The organism is Comamonas granuli NBRC 101663, from assembly GCF_000739995.1.
Classification (GTDB): domain Bacteria; phylum Pseudomonadota; class Gammaproteobacteria; order Burkholderiales; family Burkholderiaceae_C; genus Simplicispira; species Simplicispira granuli.
This window is the reverse complement of sequence record NZ_BBJX01000004.1, coordinates 1-16,382: the sequence shown is the minus strand read 5'-3', so window position 1 is coordinate 16,382 and position 16,382 is coordinate 1. Positions and strand designations below refer to the sequence as shown.

The window sequence follows — 16,382 nt, the reverse complement described above, 5'->3', positions numbered from 1 at the left end:
AATCCGCCGCGCGGACTATGGGTCTAATCCCCGAAGACTAGTCGGCCATCGCAGCCCACTGCGGGCGATTGATGTTCGAGGCTAGACTGGGCCAGTCGCCACAGGCCTGCTGCCACCCCATGCGCTTTCTGCTGATCGATGACCACGCCCTGTTCCGCTACGGCCTGAGGGCCCTGCTCCTGTCCATGCCGCAGGGGCATGAGGTCCTGGAGGCTTCGTCCTGCGAAGCTGCGCTCGCCATGGATGCGGCAGAGGCGGCGCCCGATGTCGTGGTTCTGGATTTGACCTTGCCGGGAATCCACGGCCTCGATGGCCTGCTGCGCCTGCGTGCCTGGTGCCCGCAAGCGGCCATCGTGCTGATGTCTGCGGCCGAGCAGCCCGAGTGGGCCCTGGAAGGCTTGCGGCGCGGCGCCAGAGGGTTCATCCCCAAGTCGCTCTCGCCCGCGGCCACCCTGCAGGCGCTGGAGCAGATCATGCGCGGCGGCGTGCATGTGGCCGCCCTCGACGCTTGCAGCGCTCCCACGGCGGCGGCAGGCGCCATCGACCTGACGCCGCGCCAGCGCGAGGTGCTGGGCCTGCTGGCGACCAACTGCTCCAACCAGGCCATTGCCCAGGCACTCGGCATGCGCGTCAACACCGTGCGGGTGCATGTGGCCGCGATTCTTCGCGCCCTGAATGTGGACAACCGCGTCGATGCGGCGCGCGCGGCCATCACCCGAGGCCTGATCAATGCGCCCTGAGAGGCCCCGCGATGGCGATCTGCTGCAGCGGGTAGAAGTCGAGCGCATCGACATTCTGTTCCGCCACACCCGTACCACCCTGGCAACCAATGTGCTGCTGGCCACGGCCCTGGTGAGCGTGCTGTGGGAGCTGTTTCCCCCGTCCTTGCTGCTGACCTGGTGGGCCGTGATCGTGGTGCTGGTACTGGTGCGGCTGGGACTGGTCGGGGCCTACCGCCACCGGAAGCCGGCGCAGGCGCGGTCCTGGGCGCGTTATCTGACGGTGGTCACGCTGCTGTCGGGCCTGGCCTGGGGGGTGTCGGGAGCGGTTTTCTTCGCCCCGGAATCGGTGATCGCACTGAGCTTCGTGTCAATGATCCTCGCGGGGCTTGCTGCCGGGTCCGTGCCTGCCTATGCGTCCTGGCCGCCAGCGCAGTACGCAGCGATCCCTACGGCCCTGCCCATTGCCGGCCGCTTTCTGTGGGAAGGCGGCGATTGGGAGTTGATGGGGCTGATCAGCCTTCTTTACCTGTACACCGTCCAGTCATCCGCCCGCAAGCTATCGAAGGTCATAGAGGAGTCGATCCGGCTGCGCCTGGAAAAGCAGGCGCTGGCCCAGCACCTGAGCCGAGAAAAGCAACTGGCGGAAGAAGCCGACCAGGCCAAGTCCCGCTTTCTTGCAGCAGCCAGCCATGACCTGCGCCAGCCGCTGCAGGCGATCCACCTGCTGATCGAGGCACTGCGGCGCACCCGCGACCCCACCCAGTCCGCGCCATTGCTCGAGCGCTTGTCGGCCTCCGCCCTGGCGCTGGACGAGGTACTCGACGAATTGCTGGACATGTCGCGCCTGCAGGCAGGGCTCATCACACCGCAAAAGACCGCCCTGTCCGTGAATGATCTGCTCTCCCGGCTGGATGGGGAAATGCGCCCGCTGGCCGAACAAAAGGGCCTGGAGCTGTGCTTTGTGCCAACGCAGGCATGGGTGTACAGCGACCCGCAGATGCTGCTGCGGATGCTGCGCAACCTGATCAGCAACGCATTGCGCCACACCGTGCAAGGCACCGTGCTCGTGGGCTGCCGCCTGCGTGGCGACGAGATCGGCATCCTGGTGTGCGACACCGGGCCGGGCATTGCACCCGAACACCACCAGGACATTTTTCGCGCATTCCATCAGCTCGGAAACCCGGAACGCGACCGGCGCAAGGGCCTGGGACTCGGCCTGGCCATCGTGGATGGCCTGTGCCACCTGCTGGGTCACAGGGTGGTGTTGACATCAGTACCGGGGCGGGGCTCCCGCTTCGAGCTGCGCGTACCCAGGGCGCCGAAGGCCGCACCGGCAGAACCGGCCGAGCCGCCCAGCCATCCGCCTTTGGTGGGGCGCGTGGCGCTGGTGATCGACGACGATCCCGGCATCCGTGCGTCTTTGGCGGACGTGCTCCGGTGCTGGGGCTGCACGGCCGTGGCTGCGGAAGGCGTCGCCGAGGCGCTCGCAACGCTCGAGCAGCAACGCCTCACACCGGACCTGATGATCGCCGACTACCGCCTGCGCAACCAGGTCACCGGCATCGCAGCGATTGCCGAGGTACGCCAGGCGCTTGGCAAAGCCTTGCCCGCGGCCATACTGACAGGCGACACCGCGCCAGAACGCCTCAAGGAGGCAGCGAGTGCAGGCTTCCTGCTGCTGCACAAACCCGTGCAGCCCGCCAGCCTGCAAGCAGCACTGGCCACACTGCTGGAGCGTGCCGCGCCTTGCTCCTAGTGTCCGGCCGGGGTTTCCTGGACACTGCCCGGCTCGCACAGAATCGGGGCGCAGCCCGGGGTTCCGCTGCCCTTGCTGGAGCCGGCGATACAGGCGTCAGGCAAGGTGCAGCAGGACCACAGCGCGCGCCTCGATGGCCATGCACTGGCCCACCGGCCCCAGGCGCTCGGCCGTCTTGGCCTTCACGTTCACCTGGCCCGGCTCCAGGCCGAGCGCACCCGCGATGCGTTCGCGCATGGCCGGTATGTGCGGCGCCAGGCGCGGGGCCTGGGCCACCACGGTGCTGTCGATGTTGCCGATCTCACAGCCGCGCGCGCGCACGCGGCGCGCCGCCTCCTGCAGCAGCAGCAGCGAGTCGGCACCGCGGAACTGAGCGTCGCTATCCGGGAAATGCGTGCCAATATCGCCCAGCGCCGCTGCGCCCAGCAGGGCGTCGGTGATGGCGTGCAGCAGCACGTCGGCGTCGGAATGCCCCAGCAGCCCCGCCGTGTGCGCAATGTCCACACCGCCGATGACGAGCCGGCGCCCGGGCACCAGGGCATGCACGTCCCAGCCTTCGCCAATCCTGAATTTCATGTGGTAGGTCCTGTGGAATCAGAAAGTCTTGCCGTGGCCACGCCCGCCTGACCGCGCGCACCACCGAAACGCTCCAGCGTGGCACCATGGCCGCGCTGGGCCAGCACGGCCTGGGCCAGCGCAAAATCCTCGGGATAGGTCACCTTGAAGTTGAGCGCACTGCCGGGCACCAGGCGGGGGTGCAGACCCATGGCCTCCATGGCGCTGGCTTCGTCTGTGACTGTCGGCCCCACATGCTCCAGCGCCTTGCGCAGCGGGCCGATGCGGAACATCTGCGGCGTCTGTGCCAGCCACTTGTCGGCACGGTCCACCGTGGAGGCCACACGGATGCCGCCCGGCCCGGCCGAGGCCGTCTTCAGGGTGTCGGCGAGCCGGTGCGCCAGCAGCCCGCCCACGCCGTCGTGCGCACAGGCGTCGATGAGCGCGTCGATCTGCCCGGGCGTCACCAGGCAGCGCGCGGCGTCATGCACCAGCACCCAGTCGAGTTCATGCGCACCGCGCGCCAGCAGCGCGCGCAGACCGCCCAGCACCGTGTCGGCGCGCGTGGGCCCGCCGCAATCGACGGTGAAGAAAAAGGGGCAGGCGTAGGCGTCGAGGAAATGGTCACCCGGCGCCACGGCCACCAGCGTGCTGCGCAGGCGCGTCACGCCCGCCAATGCCGCCAGCGTGTGCAGCACCATGGGCTGCCCGGCCACAGGCTGGTACTGCTTGGGCAGCGCAGCCGCCCCCTGCGCGCCCTCGGCCATGGCGCGCGAACCTGTTCCGGCACAGGGCACCAGGCCCCACAGGCTGCCGCAAGGCTGCGAAGGCACGCTCCCGGGAAGGGTCAATGGCGGGATGAGCGGCTCGGTCATGCAGGCATTCTAGAATCGTCCCCTTTGCGCTGTGCCAGGCGGCTGCCCACCGGCCTGCCCGCTCCAGCATTTCCCGCGCATGGACCTTCCCAAGCTCTCTCCTGGCAAACGCCTTGCCCTGCCCCGTCCCGTGGGCAGCAGTGACGCCCTGCTGCTCGCACGCCTGGCCGGGCGTGAAAAATCCCTGGGCCGCACCGCCGCCATCGTCACGGCCGATGCCGCCGATGCCCAGCGCCTTATCGACGAAATGGCCTTTTTTGCGCCAGACCTGCGCTGCGCGCTGTTCCCGGACTGGGAGACACTGCCCTACGACCAGTTCTCGCCGCACCAGGATCTGATCAGCGAACGCCTGTCCACGCTGTGGCGCATCTCGCAAGGAGAGGCCGATGTGGTGCTGGTCCCCGCGACCACGGCACTGTACCGGCTGGCGCCGCCCGCGTTCCTGGCGGGCTATACCTTCCACTTCCAGGTCAAGCAGAAGCTCGACGAGGCCAAGCTGCGCGCCCAGCTCACGCTGGCGGGCTACCAGCACGTGAGTCAGGTGGTCAGCCCCGGCGAATACGCAGTGCGCGGCGGCCTGATCGACCTGTTTCCCATGGGCTCGCTGCAGCCCTACCGCGTGGACTTGTTCGACGACGAGATCGACTCCATCCGCACCTTCGACCCCGACAGCCAGCGCAGCCTCTACCCCGTGCCCGAGGTGCGCCTGCTGCCCGGGCGCGAATTCCCCATGGACGAGGCAGCGCGCGCGCGCTTTCGCAACCGCTGGCGCGAGCTGCTCGAAGGCGACCCGACCAAGAGCCGCATCTACAAGGACATGGGGCAGGCGATCGCCACGGCCGGTATCGAGTACTACCTGCCGCTGTTCTTCGAGGAGACGGCCACGGTGTTCGACTACCTCGGGCCGCACGCGGCCTTGCTGCTGCACGGCGATCTCGAGGCGGCCTTCCAGCGGTTCTGGCAGGACACGCGCGAGCGCCACCGCCTGCTGGCGGGCGACCCCGAGCGCCCCGCCCTGCCGCCCGAGGTCCTGTTCCTCACGGCCGAGCAGTTCTACCAGCGGGCCAAGGACTGCGCCCAGTTGGCGCTGCGCGCGGGCCAGGCCGACGTGGAGGACAACGCCTTCGCGCAGCACCTGCCCGAGCTGACCGTGGTGCGCGGGGCGGAAGAACCGCTGGCGCGCCTGCAGGCCCACCTCCGGGCCACACCCCAGCGCGTGCTGCTGCTGGCCGAGAGCAGCGGGCGCATGAGCAGCCTGCTGGACTTTCTGCGCGCCTCGGGACTGAACCCGCCCGCCTTCGACTCGCTGGCCGAGTTCGCCGACAGCAGCGGTGAGAAGGTGGGCATCGCCACTGCCGCGCTGGCCCAGGGCTTTTCCTGGGTGGAACAAGGCATAGACCTGGTCACCGAGACCGAACTCTTCGCCGCGGGGCCGACCACGCGCCGGCGCAAGAAGCAGGAGCAGGTGAGCGACGTCGAGGCGCTGATCAAGGACCTCTCCGAGCTCAACGTGGGCGACCCCGTGGTGCACAGCCAGCACGGCATCGGCCGCTACCGGGGCCTGGTGAACATGGACGTGGGCAACAAGAATCCTGACGGATCGCCCGCACTGCAGGAGTTCCTGCACCTGGAATACGCAGGCGAGGCAGCGCTCTATGTGCCGGTCAGCCAGTTGCAGCTCATCAGCCGCTACACCGGCGTCTCCGCGGATGAGGCACCGCTGCACAAGCTGGGCAGCGGCCAGTGGGAAAAAGCCAAGCGCAAGGCGGCCGAGCAGGTGCGCGACGCCGCCGCCGAACTGCTGAACATCTACGCCCGCCGCGCCGCACGCGAAGGCCATGCCTTCCGCTACAGCCCGCAGGACTATGAGCAATTCGTGGCCGACTTCGGCTTCGAGGAGACGGCAGACCAGAACGCCGCCATCCACGCCGTGATCCAGGACATGATCAGCCCGCGCCCCATGGACCGCCTGGTCTGCGGCGACGTGGGCTTCGGCAAGACCGAGGTAGCCCTGCGCGCCGCCTTCGTGGCCGTGACCGGGGGCCGGCAAGTGGCCTTTCTCGCGCCCACCACGCTGCTGGCCGAGCAGCACTACCAGACGCTGGTGGACCGTTTTTCCAGGTGGCCGGTGAAGATTGCCGAGGTCTCGCGCTTTCGCTCGGGCAAGGAGATCACGGCGGCGATCAAGGGCATTGCCGATGGCACGGTGGACATCGTGGTGGGCACGCACAAGCTCTTGAGCGAATCCACCAAGTTCCACAACCTGGGCCTGCTCATCATCGACGAGGAGCACCGCTTCGGCGTGCGCCACAAGGAGGCCATGAAGCAGCTGCGCGCCGAGGTGGATGTGCTCACCCTCACGGCCACGCCCATCCCGCGTACGCTGGGCATGGCGCTCGAAGGCCTGCGCGACCTCTCGGTCATCGCCACGGCGCCGCAGCGGCGCCTGGCGATCAAGACCTTTGTGCGCAGCGAAAACACCGGCGTGATCCGCGAAGCCGTGCTGCGCGAATTGAAGCGCGGCGGCCAGTGCTACTTCCTGCACAACGAGGTCGAGACCATCGAGAACCGGCGCCAGAAGCTCGAAGAGATATTGCCGGAGGCGCGCATCGCCGTGGCCCACGGCCAGATGCCCGAGCGCGAGCTCGAGCGCGTGATGCGCGACTTCGTGGCACAGCGCTACAACATCCTGCTGTGCTCGACCATCATCGAGACCGGCATCGACGTGCCCACGGCCAACACCATCGTCATCTCGCGCGCCGACAAGTTCGGCCTGGCGCAGTTGCACCAGTTGCGCGGCCGCGTGGGGCGCAGCCACCACCAAGCCTATGCCTACCTCATGGTGCCCGATGTGGACGGGCTCACCAAGCAGGCGCAGCAGCGGCTGGAAGCCATCCAGCAGATGGAGGAGCTGGGCAGCGGCTTCTACCTGGCCATGCACGACCTGGAGATCCGCGGCGCGGGCGAGGTGCTGGGCGAGAACCAGAGCGGCAACATGATGGAGATCGGCTTCCAGCTCTACAACGAGATGCTGGCCGAAGCCGTGCGTTGCCTCAAGAACGGCAAGGAGCCGGACCTGCTCGCCCCCCTGCAGGCCGCCACGGACATCAACCTGCACGCCCCCGCCCTGTTGCCGGGCGACTACTGCGGCGACGTGCACCTGCGCCTGTCGTTCTACAAGAAACTGGCCAGCGCACGCACCAGCGAGCAGATCGACGTGCTGCTCGAAGAGATCGTGGACCGCTTCGGCAAGCTACCGCCGCAGGCGCAGACGCTCATCGACGTGCACCGCCTGCGCGTGCTCTCTGCGCCCTACGGCGTGGCCAAGGTCGATGCGGCGCCGGGGTGCATCACCATCAGCTTCCGGCCTCAGCCGCCGGTCGATCCCATGGCCATCATCGGGCTGATCCAGAAGAACCGGCACATCAAGCTGGCAGGCAATGAAAAGCTGCGCATCGAGCGCGAGCTGCCCGACCCGGCCGCCCGCGCCCAAATGGTGCGCGACGTGCTGCGCAGCCTGGGCCAGCCGCTGGCGGCGGGTGCTTGAAGCCATGCTGCTCGACACAGCTCTTGCCCTGCTGGCCCTGGCCAGCGCGCTCGCCACCCGGCCCTGGCGCCTGCTGGCCAGCCAGCCGCCACTGGCGCACGAAGCGCATGGCGCGCCGGCCGCGCTGTGGACGCCCCTGCTTGCCACCCTGGTGCTCCAGCCCTGGCTCTGGGCCCTGCCGACGCTGCACGCCATGCCGCTGCAACTGCAGTGGTCCGGCGCCTGCCTGGTGGTTTTGATGCTCGGCTGGCCGCTGGCCGTGCTGGCCCTGTGCGCGGTCGGCGCGATCACCGGGCTGATCGCCCCCATGGGCTGGGAACAGGCCCTCTCGCTCACCACCTGGCAGGGCCTGGTGCCCGCCACCCTGGCTTTGCTGCTGGGCTCGGCGCTGCGCAGAATCACGGGCGAGCGCATGTTCGTCTACATCCTGGGGCGCGCCTTCATCGGCACGGCGCTGTGCATTTTTGCGGCCTCCGTGTGCGCCCAGTGGCTGGGCCAGCGCCTGCCCGGCGTGGGCTCCGACCTGTCGCTCGTGGCGCACTGGCTCATGGCCTGGGGTGATGCCATCGTCACCGGCATGCTGGCGACAGTGTTCGTCGCCTTCAAGCCGCAGTGGCTGGCCACCTGGTCCGACCGGCTCTACCTGCGCACCCAAGGCTAAGATTGCCTCCACTTCGTTCTCCTGCCGTCCCCATGACCCACACCACCGAATTCGTCCCCGGCATCCACGTCCAGGGCATTGCCCCTCCCTTGCGCCTGGCTGACTACCGGCTGATCGCCTTTGACATGGACTCCACGCTCATCAACATCGAGTGCGTGGACGAGATCGCCGACGCTGCGGGCCGCAAGGCCGAGGTCGCGGCCATCACCGAGGCCGCCATGCAGGGCGTCATTGCCGACTACAAGGAAAGCCTGCGCCAGCGCGTGGCCCTGCTGCGCGGCGTTCCCGTGGCGCACATGGAGCGCGTGCTGCTGCACCGCATGCGCTACAACCCCGGGGTGCGCGAGCTGGTGCACACCTGCCGCAGCGCCGGCCTGGCAACGCTGCTGGTCTCGGGCGGGTTCACGTACTTTTCCGACCGCGTGCGCGCCGACCTGGGTATCCAGTTCGCCCGTTCGAATGTGCTGGAAGTGCAGGACGGCCACCTCACCGGGCGCATGGTCGATCAGGTCTGGGGAGACATCTGCGATGGCGCGGAAAAGCGCCGCACCCTGCTCGAGGTAGCCTCGCTTCTGGGCATCCGCACCGAGCAGGTGATTGCCGTGGGCGATGGCGCCAACGACCTGCCCATGATGGCGGCCGCAGGCCTGTCGGTGGCCTTCCACGCCAAACCTTCGGTGCGCGCACAGGCCCAGGTGGCCATCAACAGCGGCGGGCTCGACCGCCTGCTCGAAGTGGTCCGCCCCTGAGCATGCAGGCACCCTGGCAATGGCTGGGCGCGCACCTGCGGCGCCGCTGGCGCGCACACGCGCTCAACCTGCTCATGCTGCTGGGTGTATTTGCAGGCACACACTGGTGGCAGACGCGCCACCTGCCCGCCGGCCCCCTGCCCGATCTGGCGCTGGAACTGGTAACGGGTGAGCGGCTCACCCTGGCGCAGTGGCGTGCGCGCCACCCCGGACAGGCCGTGGCGCTGCATGTGTGGGCGCACTGGTGTCCGATCTGCCGCCTCGAAGAAGACAGCATCTCGCGCCTGCAGGCCGACCACCCGGTGCTGACCGTGGCCATGCAATCAGGCCCCGCGCCGCAGGTGGCCCAGGTGCTGCAGCAGCGCCGCCTGCCATGGACCACGGCGGTGGATGAGCATGGGGAGATGGCCCTGGGCCTGGGCGTGCAGGCCGTGCCGGTACTCCTTGTCCTGGACCCGCAGGGCCGCGTGGCGGCCACGTCGGTCGGCTACACCAGCGAGCTGGGCATGCGCCTGCGCCTGTGGTGGGCCGGGCTATGAGGCCGCGGCAGGCTGCGGCAGCCCCGGGACGAGCTTGACCCGGGAGACGCCGGCGGGCGCAGCCGCAGGCCCCACCGGGACCATGAGGTCTTCCAGCGTCAGGGCGTCGAGCACTGCAAAAAAATTGCCCATCGCCTGCCCCAGCACGCTTTGCAGGCGGCAATGGCTGCTGAGGCGGCACTGGTTGTTCTGTGCGTCAAAGCACTCGACGACGACGAAATCCGACTCGGTAGCGCGCACCACGGCACCGATGTTGATGTCCTTGGCGGGCTTCATCAGGCGCATGCCGCCGCCACGCCCACGCGTGGTGTCCAGGTAGCCGCGCGCCGAGAGATCCTGCACGATCTTGGTCAGGTGGCTGCGCGAAATGCCGTAGGCCTCGGCCACCTCGGTGATGGTCACGGGCTGTGCCCGCCCCTCGCATGCAGCGCAGTACATGAGTACCCGCAGGGTGTAATCGGTCCACTGGGTCAGTCGCATGGCACCTGCCGGATAACGGTGAAAAACAGCTCGGTCTGTTGCATTCTATTAGATAAAATAGACAAACGAAATACCACTTTCAAGGACACACCCCCATGAACGCCCCCGTCGCCGAGACCTTGAACCCCACCCAATCCATAGGACAACTGGCCGTGGAACTGCCCGGCGCCACGGCCGTGTTTCGCCGCCTGAAGCTCGATTTTTGCTGCGGCGGCCACCTGAGCCTGGCCACCGCCGTGGCCGAGCGCGGCCTGGACCTGCAAGCCGTGCTCGCCGAACTGGCTGTGCTGCAGCGCGACAGCGCCCCCACCGGCATCACGGAGCCCCGGGCCTTGATAGACCATATCATCGCGCGCTACCACGAGGTGCACCGCGCTCAATTGCCCGAGCTCATCCGCATGGCACAGCGCGTGGAGACCGTGCACCGCGCCAACCCCGAGGTGCCTGCAGGCCTGGCCCAACTGCTGGAAGACATCCAGCACGAGCTGGTCACGCACATGCACAAGGAAGAGAGCATCCTCTTCCCCATGCTCAAGTCCGGGGGCAATCCCTTTGTGGGCCAGCCCATCAACGTCATGCGCGCCGAACATGTGGAGCATGGCGCCGCCCTGGAGCGGCTCGCCGCCCTGACGCACGACGCCACGCCCCCCGCAGGTGCCTGCAACACCTGGCGCGCGCTCTACAGCGGCATTGCGCAACTGAGCGACGACCTGATCAACCACATCCACCTGGAGAACAACGTGCTGTTCCCCCAGTTTGAAGCCCAGGCCCGCCAAGCCATGGGCGGCGGTGACTGCGGCAGCTCGGGCGGCTGCGGCTGCAGCTGACCCGCGCTCCTCCTGGCGGCCAGGCGCATACGCGCCCTGCTACGGGAAAACACCAAGTCCAGGCCACCCGCTGCCGGGTGCCTGGCGTGCGCCGGCAGTGCCACAATCGCTGCCGGGGGCTCTCCCCTTTGCGCCATGCCCATCGACAACGCTTTGCTGCACATGCTTCCCGTCGCGGTTCTGGTCGTACAGAACGGCGTGATCAAGGAGGCCAACCCGGTGTGCCTGGCCCTGCTGGAAGCCGATGCCACCGAGCATGTCATAGGCCATCCGCTGTCGGAGTTCATCCACCCCATCGACCAGCGGCGCTCACAGGAACGCATGGCCCAGCGCGCGTCCCTCCAGGAGCGCGGCACTCCCAGCCAGGCCGCCCAATACCGCGTGCACACCTGCCGCGGCCGTCTGCGCATGGCCCTGGTCACGAGTGTCGTCGTGGAGATCGGCGGCGAGCCCTGCCTGCTGGTCTGCGGCACCGACATGACCCACCAAAGCGAGATCGAGGCCCAGTTGCTCGAGAGCGACCGCAACTACCGCCGCCTGTTCGAGAACATGCAGGACGTGTACTACCGCACCGATGCACAGGGCGTGGTGCTCGACGTGGGGCCCGGCGTGCGCCGCGTTCTGGGCTACGAGCCCGAGCAGATCATCGGACGCACGGCCGAGTCCTACTACCCGCACAGCGCCGACCGCGATGCCTTCAAGGCGGCCATCGCCAGCCACGGGGAGGTGGCAGACTTTCCAGGGCAGATGGTGCGCAAGGACGGCCGGGTCATCGACATTTCCATCAGCAGCCAGGCGATCTTCGACGCCCAAGGCCAATTTGCCGGCGTCGAGGGCATCTACCGCGATGTGACCCAACGCAAGAACCTCGAACGCGAGCTGCACCGCATGGCGAGCACCGACACGCTCACCGGCATGGCCAACCGCCGCGTGTTCCTGCAGCAGGCACAGGCCGCGTTCGACCAGGCCCGCAGCCGGTCAGAGCCGCTCGCGCTGCTGATGCTGGACCTGGACCACTTCAAGCACATCAACGACAGGCTGGGCCACCTGGAGGGCGATCGCGTGCTCATCGACTTTGCCCAGGCCGTGCAGACGCTGCTGCGTGCCGACGACGTCGTGGGGCGCCTGGGCGGTGAGGAATTCGGCGTGCTGCTGCCGCGCACCGAGGCGCACGATGGCACGGCCATTGCCGAGCGCATCCTGCAACACATCCGCAGCCTGCCGTTGACCGACGAACAGGGGCAGCGCTGGCGAATCACCACCAGCATCGGCCTGGGCTGCATGCGCGCCACCGATCGCGGCCTGCGCGACCTGCTCGACCGCGCCGACCAGGCGCTCTACCAGGCCAAGCGCGGGGGCCGCGACCGCTGGGCCGTGGGCGCCTGATCAGAGCGCTCGGGCCAGGCGCGCCACGCCCTCGCGGATCTTGGCCACATCGGCCGTGGCGAACGACAGGCGCAGCGTGGCGTGGTCGGGCTGGGCGCAGAAGAACGGCGTGCCGGGCACGAAGGCCACACCCTGCTCGATGGCGCGCTTGGCGAACACGTTGCCATCCGCCACCTTGCCACCCGCGCCCGTCAGGCGCGCCCACACGAACAGGCCGCCCTGGGGCTGCACGAACTCGATGGCGTCGCCCAGCTCCTTGCGCAGCGCGTCGCCCATGGCCTGGGCGCGCTCGGCGTACACCTTGCGCACATGGGCCAGCGTGGCGGGCATGCGGCCGGCCTTGAGATACTGCGCGGCCGTGGCCTGGGCGAAGGTGCTGGTGTGCGCGTCGCTGAATTGCTTGCACATGGTGGCCTTGGCCAGCAGGTCGGCCGGGGCGATCATCCAGCCCACGCGCAGGCCGGGCGAGAGCACCTTGCTCAAGCTGCCGCAGTGCACCAGCAGCTCGCGGCTGCCCGGCACTTGGCTTGAGAGGTTCAGCAGGCTGGGCGGGGGCGCCTCGCCGAAATACAGGTCGCCATAGGGGTCATCCTCGACCACCACGGTCTGGTACTTCACGGCCAGTTCCAGCACCTTCTTGCGGCGCTCCAGGCTCAGCATGGCGCCGCTGGGGTTGCCGAAGGTGGGGATGAGGTAGACGAACTTGGGCTGGTGCTCGGCAATGAGCTTTTCCAGCTCATCGGTTTTCACACCGTTGCCGTCGATGGGCGCGCTGATGAGCTCGGCGCCATAGAGGCGGAAGCACTGGATGGTGGCCAGGAAGGTCGGGCCTTCGACGATCACCTTGTCGCCCGGGCTGATGAGCGTCTTGCCCAGCAGGTCCAGCGCCTGCTGGCTGCCGGTGGTGACGATGAGGTTCTCGCTCGCCACGCCCTGCGCGCCCTTGCCGGCCATAAACTGGCCGAGCTGCTCGCGCAGCGGCTGGTAGCCCTCGGTGGCGCCGTACTGCAGCGCGGCGCCGGGCTCCTCGGCCAGGGCCTGGTTCACGGCGGCCTGGATGCCATCCACGTCGAACATGGCGCTGTCGGGGAAGCCCCCGGCAAAGCTGATGATGCCGGGCTTGCCCAGCAGCTTGAAGAGTTCGCGGATGGCGGAGGTTTCGACGTTGTTCAGGCGGTCGGCGAATTGCATGGCGTGATGGGGCGGAGTTGGCAACGAATCCCGCATTGTCGCCAATCGGAGCGCAGGTTTCCTGCAAGCGCGCACCGCCCGCTCTGCCAGGCGCCCAGCCCCTACACTGCACGCCATGAAAACCGCGCAGATCGAACCCTTCTTCGCCACCCTCAAGGCCGCCAACCCGCAGCCCAACACCGAGCTGGAATACACCAGCGTGTTCGAGCTGCTGGCCGCCGTGCTGCTGTCGGCCCAGGCCACGGACGTGGGCGTGAACAAGGCCACGCGCAAGCTGTTCCCGGTGGCGAACACGCCGCAGGCCATCCTGGCGCTGGGGCAGGACGGCCTGGAGGGCTACATCAAGACCATCGGCCTCTACAAGAGCAAGGCGCGGCACCTGATGGAGACCTGCCGCATCCTGGTGGAGCAACACGGCGGCGAGGTGCCGCGCACGCGCGCGGCGCTCGAAGCCTTGCCCGGCGTGGGCCGCAAGACCGCCAACGTGGTGCTCAACGTGGCCTTCGGCCAGCCCACCATGGCGGTGGACACGCACATCTTCCGCGTCAGCAACCGCACCGGCCTGGCGCCGGGCAAGAACCCGCTGGAGGTCGAGAAGCAGTTGCTCGCGCGCGTGCCCGCGGCCTACGCGGTGGATTCGCACCACTGGCTCATCCTGCTGGGCCGCTACGTGTGCCAGGCGCGCAAGCCACGCTGCTGGGAATGCCTGGTGGCGCCGTACTGCGACTACCAGCCCAAGTCGCCAGCCCCGCCAGTGCGCTATTGAATCCATAGCTTGTTGCGCCCGCGATACGGGCGTTTCAGGCCAAATTGACCTCAAATAGCCCTGCGATGCAGCCCGCGGCGGTGCTGGCTATACTGAACTGCAACGCCACACGAAGCGCTCCGCTCCCGCCCGATGACGAACCTCGACCCGCGCTCCCTGATCGCCATGGCGGGTTTCATGGCAGCGCTGATGGCCGTGGTGCTGTATTTCATGCGGCGCTACTACCCGCCCAGCATCCAGGGCATAGGCTACTGGACCGCCGCCCCGCTGATGTGGCTGGTGGCCACCGTGCTGTTCAGCGGGCGCGGCGCGTTCCCCGACCTGCTCTCGCTGGTGGCGGCCAACACCTTGCTGCTGCTGGGCACCATCGCCTACTACATCGGCTGCCGCCGCTTCCTCGGCCACGGCGGCGGGTGGCGCCTGTGGGGCGGCATCGCGGCGCTCTCGGCGCTGCTGTTCACCTGGCTCACCTACGGCCACCCGAACTACCCCCTGCGGCTGGGCATCTTCACCGTGCTGATGATCGGCGTCTATGCCGCCAACCTGCGCTTTCTGCTGCGCCATGGCGGCAAGCGCTTTCCCGTGCGGCTGGTGGAAGTGGTGCTGGTGCTGCATGTCGCGGTGCTGCTGGTGCGGTTGGCGTCCACCCTCGTCGGCAAGGCGGGCAGCGACCTCATGGAGCCCTCGCTCTACCAGACCCTGTACGTCGGCGCCTATGTGCTCACCGTGCTGATGCTGTCAATTGGCGCCGTACTCATGGCCACCGACCGGCTCACCACCGAACTGCAGCACCTGGCCACGCACGACGCCCTCACGCACACGCTCAACCGCCGCGCCCTGCTCGAACGCTTCGAGGACGAACTGGCGCGCTGCGCGCGCACGGGCCGGGGCCCGGCCATGATGATGCTGGACCTGGATCACTTCAAGACCGTGAACGACACCCAGGGCCACCAGCATGGTGATGCCGTGCTGGTGCACTTTGTCCAGCGCACCCAGGCCGTGCTGCGCCGCGCCGACCGGCTGGGCCGCTACGGCGGCGAGGAATTCATGGTGCTGCTGCCCGAAACCAGCGCCCAGGACGCTCAGGCCGTGGCCCAGCGCATCCATGCCGCCGCCACGTCGGGCCACGCGCTGGACTGCCAGCTCAGCATAGGCGTGACCACCTGGCACGGCCCCGGCGACACGCTCGACGCCATGCTGGCCCGCGCCGACAAGGCGCTGTACCAGGCCAAGGCACAGGGGCGCAACCAGACCTGCGCGGCCTGAGGACGCGCCCGGCTGCGCCCCTGCCCCGCGCATCGGCCTTGGAGCCGGCACACGGGCCTCTTGCCAAACAGGGCTGTGCGCGTGCAGTATGAAGCGGCGCCCCGCACACGCCCATCCCACACAGGAGCCCCCATGCTTGATCACATGACCTTCCGCGTCACCGACATCCAGCGCGCCAAGGCGTTCTACAGCGCAGCCCTCGCGCCCCTGGGCTATAGCGTTTGCTTTGAAGGCAACTACGGCATGAACATCCTCGGTTTCGCCTACCCCGACCCTGCGGAGCCCGACGGCAAGAAGGCCGACGTGTGGTTCGTTGACGGCCCCTCCCCCTACGGCGGCCCGCCAGCCACCACCGGCTGCCACCTGGCCTGGAAGGACCAGACCCGCGCCCAGGTGGACGCCTTCTACGCCGCCGCCATCGCCGCCGGCGGCAAGGACAACGGCGGCCCCGGCCTGCGCCCCGAGTACCACGCGCACTACTACGGCGCCTTCGTCATCGACCCCGAGGGCAACAACATCGAGGCGGTGTGCCATTTGGCGGGGTAAGCAGGGCACGGTGCTTTGGCACCACTGGGTGGGAAGTTTTTGATTCACATTGGCCTTGAACGCCCGCCACTATTGCGCTACAAGCTATTTATTTCATAGCTACTGGCGCAATCCGTTTCCCCCTACCCAGTGGCCACCACCGCGTTTGGTGCCACTCGTCGTATAGCAGCGAAAGCTGCGCGGTGCTGGGTATGGAGGTCTGGAAGCGACCCTGAGCCGCCGTACAGCTAGACGCTCCAAAGCCGCCACTCAGCCAGGCTACAAGTGCAAGGCCAACGAGTCCCAACGGACTGGAGTTTCCTCCAGCAGCGACTTTCGAGATATGGGTGCACGCGGGCACTGCACGCCATCGAGCCATGGCAGGTCAATGCCCAACTCCTCGCGGTAGAGGAATAGCAGTGCGCTCAACGCCTGGTTGTGCGTGGCAGCCGCCACCCGCCGCTCGTTAGTCAACATGGCTAGAAAACCTTCGATTTCCAGTTGCCCCATGTCTCGTGGATGCCGCAAGCCGTGCCA

16 protein-coding genes are annotated in these 16,382 nt (G+C 68.1%); 11 read left to right on the top strand and 5 right to left on the bottom strand.

The window, feature by feature from the left end:
- Positions 1 to 71: 71 nt before the first annotated feature.
- Positions 72 to 740 (top strand): response regulator, encoded by a 669-nt coding sequence (locus CGR01S_RS03440; protein WP_084690545.1) that lies wholly within the window; start codon positions 72 to 74, stop codon positions 738 to 740.
- Positions 730 to 2,478, top strand: a complete 1,749-nt coding sequence (locus tag CGR01S_RS03435; protein WP_042422451.1) for an ATP-binding response regulator — start codon at positions 730 to 732, stop codon at positions 2,476 to 2,478. Before CGR01S_RS03440 ends, CGR01S_RS03435 begins: the two co-directional genes overlap by 11 nt.
- Positions 2,479 to 2,574: 96 nt before the next feature.
- Here CGR01S_RS03435 and ispF read toward each other — a convergent pair whose 3' ends face one another.
- Both ispF and CGR01S_RS03425 read right to left on the bottom strand, forming a co-directional pair.
- Positions 2,575 to 3,054 carry a 2-C-methyl-D-erythritol 2,4-cyclodiphosphate synthase gene (ispF, locus tag CGR01S_RS03430; RefSeq protein ID WP_042422449.1) on the bottom strand — a complete coding sequence of 160 codons (480 nt, stop codon included), beginning with the start codon at positions 3,052 to 3,054 and terminating at the stop codon, positions 2,575 to 2,577.
- The gene (locus CGR01S_RS03425) at positions 3,051 to 3,908 is read right to left on the bottom strand and encodes an IspD/TarI family cytidylyltransferase (RefSeq protein ID WP_042422448.1); all 858 of its coding nucleotides are present in this window, start codon (positions 3,906 to 3,908) and stop codon (positions 3,051 to 3,053) included. The genes ispF and CGR01S_RS03425 overlap by 4 nt, the downstream gene beginning before the upstream one ends.
- A gap of 79 nt (positions 3,909 to 3,987) precedes the next feature.
- Here CGR01S_RS03425 and mfd point away from each other — a divergent pair, with 79 nt between their 5' ends.
- From mfd to CGR01S_RS03405, 4 genes are read left to right on the top strand one after another with little or no spacing between them, the layout of a single operon-like run.
- Entirely contained in the window at positions 3,988 to 7,455 is a 3,468-nt protein-coding gene (gene mfd / locus CGR01S_RS03420; RefSeq protein WP_042422445.1) for a transcription-repair coupling factor, read from the top strand.
- A 4-nt stretch (positions 7,456 to 7,459) separates the two neighbouring features.
- Complete coding sequence (locus tag CGR01S_RS03415; protein ID WP_042422443.1) at positions 7,460 to 8,116, top strand: hypothetical protein; 657 nt, start codon at positions 7,460 to 7,462, stop codon at positions 8,114 to 8,116.
- A gap of 32 nt (positions 8,117 to 8,148) precedes the next feature.
- Positions 8,149 to 8,865, top strand: a complete 717-nt coding sequence (gene serB / locus CGR01S_RS03410) for a phosphoserine phosphatase SerB (RefSeq protein WP_042422441.1) — start codon at positions 8,149 to 8,151, stop codon at positions 8,863 to 8,865.
- 2 nt (positions 8,866 to 8,867) lie between these two features.
- Complete coding sequence (locus CGR01S_RS03405; protein WP_042422440.1) at positions 8,868 to 9,404, top strand: redoxin domain-containing protein; 537 nt, start codon at positions 8,868 to 8,870, stop codon at positions 9,402 to 9,404.
- Here the strand turns inward: CGR01S_RS03405 and CGR01S_RS03400 are convergent.
- On the bottom strand, positions 9,399 to 9,884 hold the full coding sequence (locus CGR01S_RS03400) for an RrF2 family transcriptional regulator (RefSeq protein WP_042422437.1): 486 nt from the start codon (positions 9,882 to 9,884) through the stop codon (positions 9,399 to 9,401). The two genes, CGR01S_RS03405 and CGR01S_RS03400, sit on opposite strands and share 6 nt — an antisense overlap.
- Before the next feature lie 95 nt (positions 9,885 to 9,979).
- On the opposite strand from CGR01S_RS03400, the gene ytfE reads away from it, so the two are divergent.
- Together ytfE and CGR01S_RS03390 are read left to right on the top strand one after the other, a co-directional pair.
- Complete coding sequence (ytfE, locus tag CGR01S_RS03395) at positions 9,980 to 10,711, top strand: iron-sulfur cluster repair protein YtfE (protein ID WP_042422435.1); 732 nt, start codon at positions 9,980 to 9,982, stop codon at positions 10,709 to 10,711.
- Between the two features lie 135 nt (positions 10,712 to 10,846).
- Positions 10,847 to 12,097 (top strand): sensor domain-containing diguanylate cyclase, encoded by a 1,251-nt coding sequence (locus CGR01S_RS03390; RefSeq protein WP_042422433.1) that lies wholly within the window; start codon positions 10,847 to 10,849, stop codon positions 12,095 to 12,097.
- On the opposite strand, the gene CGR01S_RS03385 is transcribed toward CGR01S_RS03390, so the two are convergent.
- On the bottom strand, positions 12,098 to 13,288 hold the full coding sequence (locus tag CGR01S_RS03385) for an aminotransferase-like domain-containing protein (RefSeq protein ID WP_042422431.1): 1,191 nt from the start codon (positions 13,286 to 13,288) through the stop codon (positions 12,098 to 12,100).
- Positions 13,289 to 13,403: 115 nt separating this feature from the next.
- Here CGR01S_RS03385 and nth point away from each other — a divergent pair, with 115 nt between their 5' ends.
- From nth to CGR01S_RS03370, 3 genes are all read left to right on the top strand, one after another.
- The gene (nth, locus tag CGR01S_RS03380; protein ID WP_042422428.1) at positions 13,404 to 14,054 is read left to right on the top strand and encodes an endonuclease III; all 651 of its coding nucleotides are present in this window, start codon (positions 13,404 to 13,406) and stop codon (positions 14,052 to 14,054) included.
- 132 nt (positions 14,055 to 14,186) lie between these two features.
- Positions 14,187 to 15,320 (top strand): GGDEF domain-containing protein, encoded by a 1,134-nt coding sequence (locus CGR01S_RS03375; RefSeq protein WP_042422426.1) that lies wholly within the window; start codon positions 14,187 to 14,189, stop codon positions 15,318 to 15,320.
- A 132-nt stretch (positions 15,321 to 15,452) separates the two neighbouring features.
- Positions 15,453 to 15,866: a VOC family protein gene (locus CGR01S_RS03370; protein ID WP_042422423.1), complete on the top strand. Its 414-nt coding sequence runs from the start codon at positions 15,453 to 15,455 to the stop codon at positions 15,864 to 15,866.
- 258 nt (positions 15,867 to 16,124) lie between these two features.
- Here CGR01S_RS03370 and CGR01S_RS16305 read toward each other — a convergent pair.
- Positions 16,125 to 16,382 (bottom strand): phage integrase N-terminal SAM-like domain-containing protein (locus tag CGR01S_RS16305; protein ID WP_174435684.1); only part of this gene is annotated, 258 nt, incomplete at its 5' end.

Coding starts and splice junctions, on each gene's coding strand:
- CGR01S_RS03440 (WP_084690545.1), top strand. CDS start 72: ATGTTCGAGGCTAGACTGGGCCAGTCGCCACAGGCCTGCTGCCACCCC.
- CGR01S_RS03435 (WP_042422451.1), top strand. CDS start 730: ATGCGCCCTGAGAGGCCCCGCGATGGCGATCTGCTGCAGCGGGTAGAA.
- ispF (WP_042422449.1), bottom strand. CDS start 3,054: ATGAAATTCAGGATTGGCGAAGGCTGGGACGTGCATGCCCTGGTGCCC.
- CGR01S_RS03425 (WP_042422448.1), bottom strand. CDS start 3,908: ATGACCGAGCCGCTCATCCCGCCATTGACCCTTCCCGGGAGCGTGCCT.
- mfd (WP_042422445.1), top strand. CDS start 3,988: ATGGACCTTCCCAAGCTCTCTCCTGGCAAACGCCTTGCCCTGCCCCGT.
- CGR01S_RS03415 (WP_042422443.1), top strand. CDS start 7,460: ATGCTGCTCGACACAGCTCTTGCCCTGCTGGCCCTGGCCAGCGCGCTC.
- serB (WP_042422441.1), top strand. CDS start 8,149: ATGACCCACACCACCGAATTCGTCCCCGGCATCCACGTCCAGGGCATT.
- CGR01S_RS03405 (WP_042422440.1), top strand. CDS start 8,868: ATGCAGGCACCCTGGCAATGGCTGGGCGCGCACCTGCGGCGCCGCTGG.
- CGR01S_RS03400 (WP_042422437.1), bottom strand. CDS start 9,884: ATGCGACTGACCCAGTGGACCGATTACACCCTGCGGGTACTCATGTAC.
- ytfE (WP_042422435.1), top strand. CDS start 9,980: ATGAACGCCCCCGTCGCCGAGACCTTGAACCCCACCCAATCCATAGGA.
- CGR01S_RS03390 (WP_042422433.1), top strand. CDS start 10,847: ATGCCCATCGACAACGCTTTGCTGCACATGCTTCCCGTCGCGGTTCTG.
- CGR01S_RS03385 (WP_042422431.1), bottom strand. CDS start 13,288: ATGCAATTCGCCGACCGCCTGAACAACGTCGAAACCTCCGCCATCCGC.
- nth (WP_042422428.1), top strand. CDS start 13,404: ATGAAAACCGCGCAGATCGAACCCTTCTTCGCCACCCTCAAGGCCGCC.
- CGR01S_RS03375 (WP_042422426.1), top strand. CDS start 14,187: ATGACGAACCTCGACCCGCGCTCCCTGATCGCCATGGCGGGTTTCATG.
- CGR01S_RS03370 (WP_042422423.1), top strand. CDS start 15,453: ATGCTTGATCACATGACCTTCCGCGTCACCGACATCCAGCGCGCCAAG.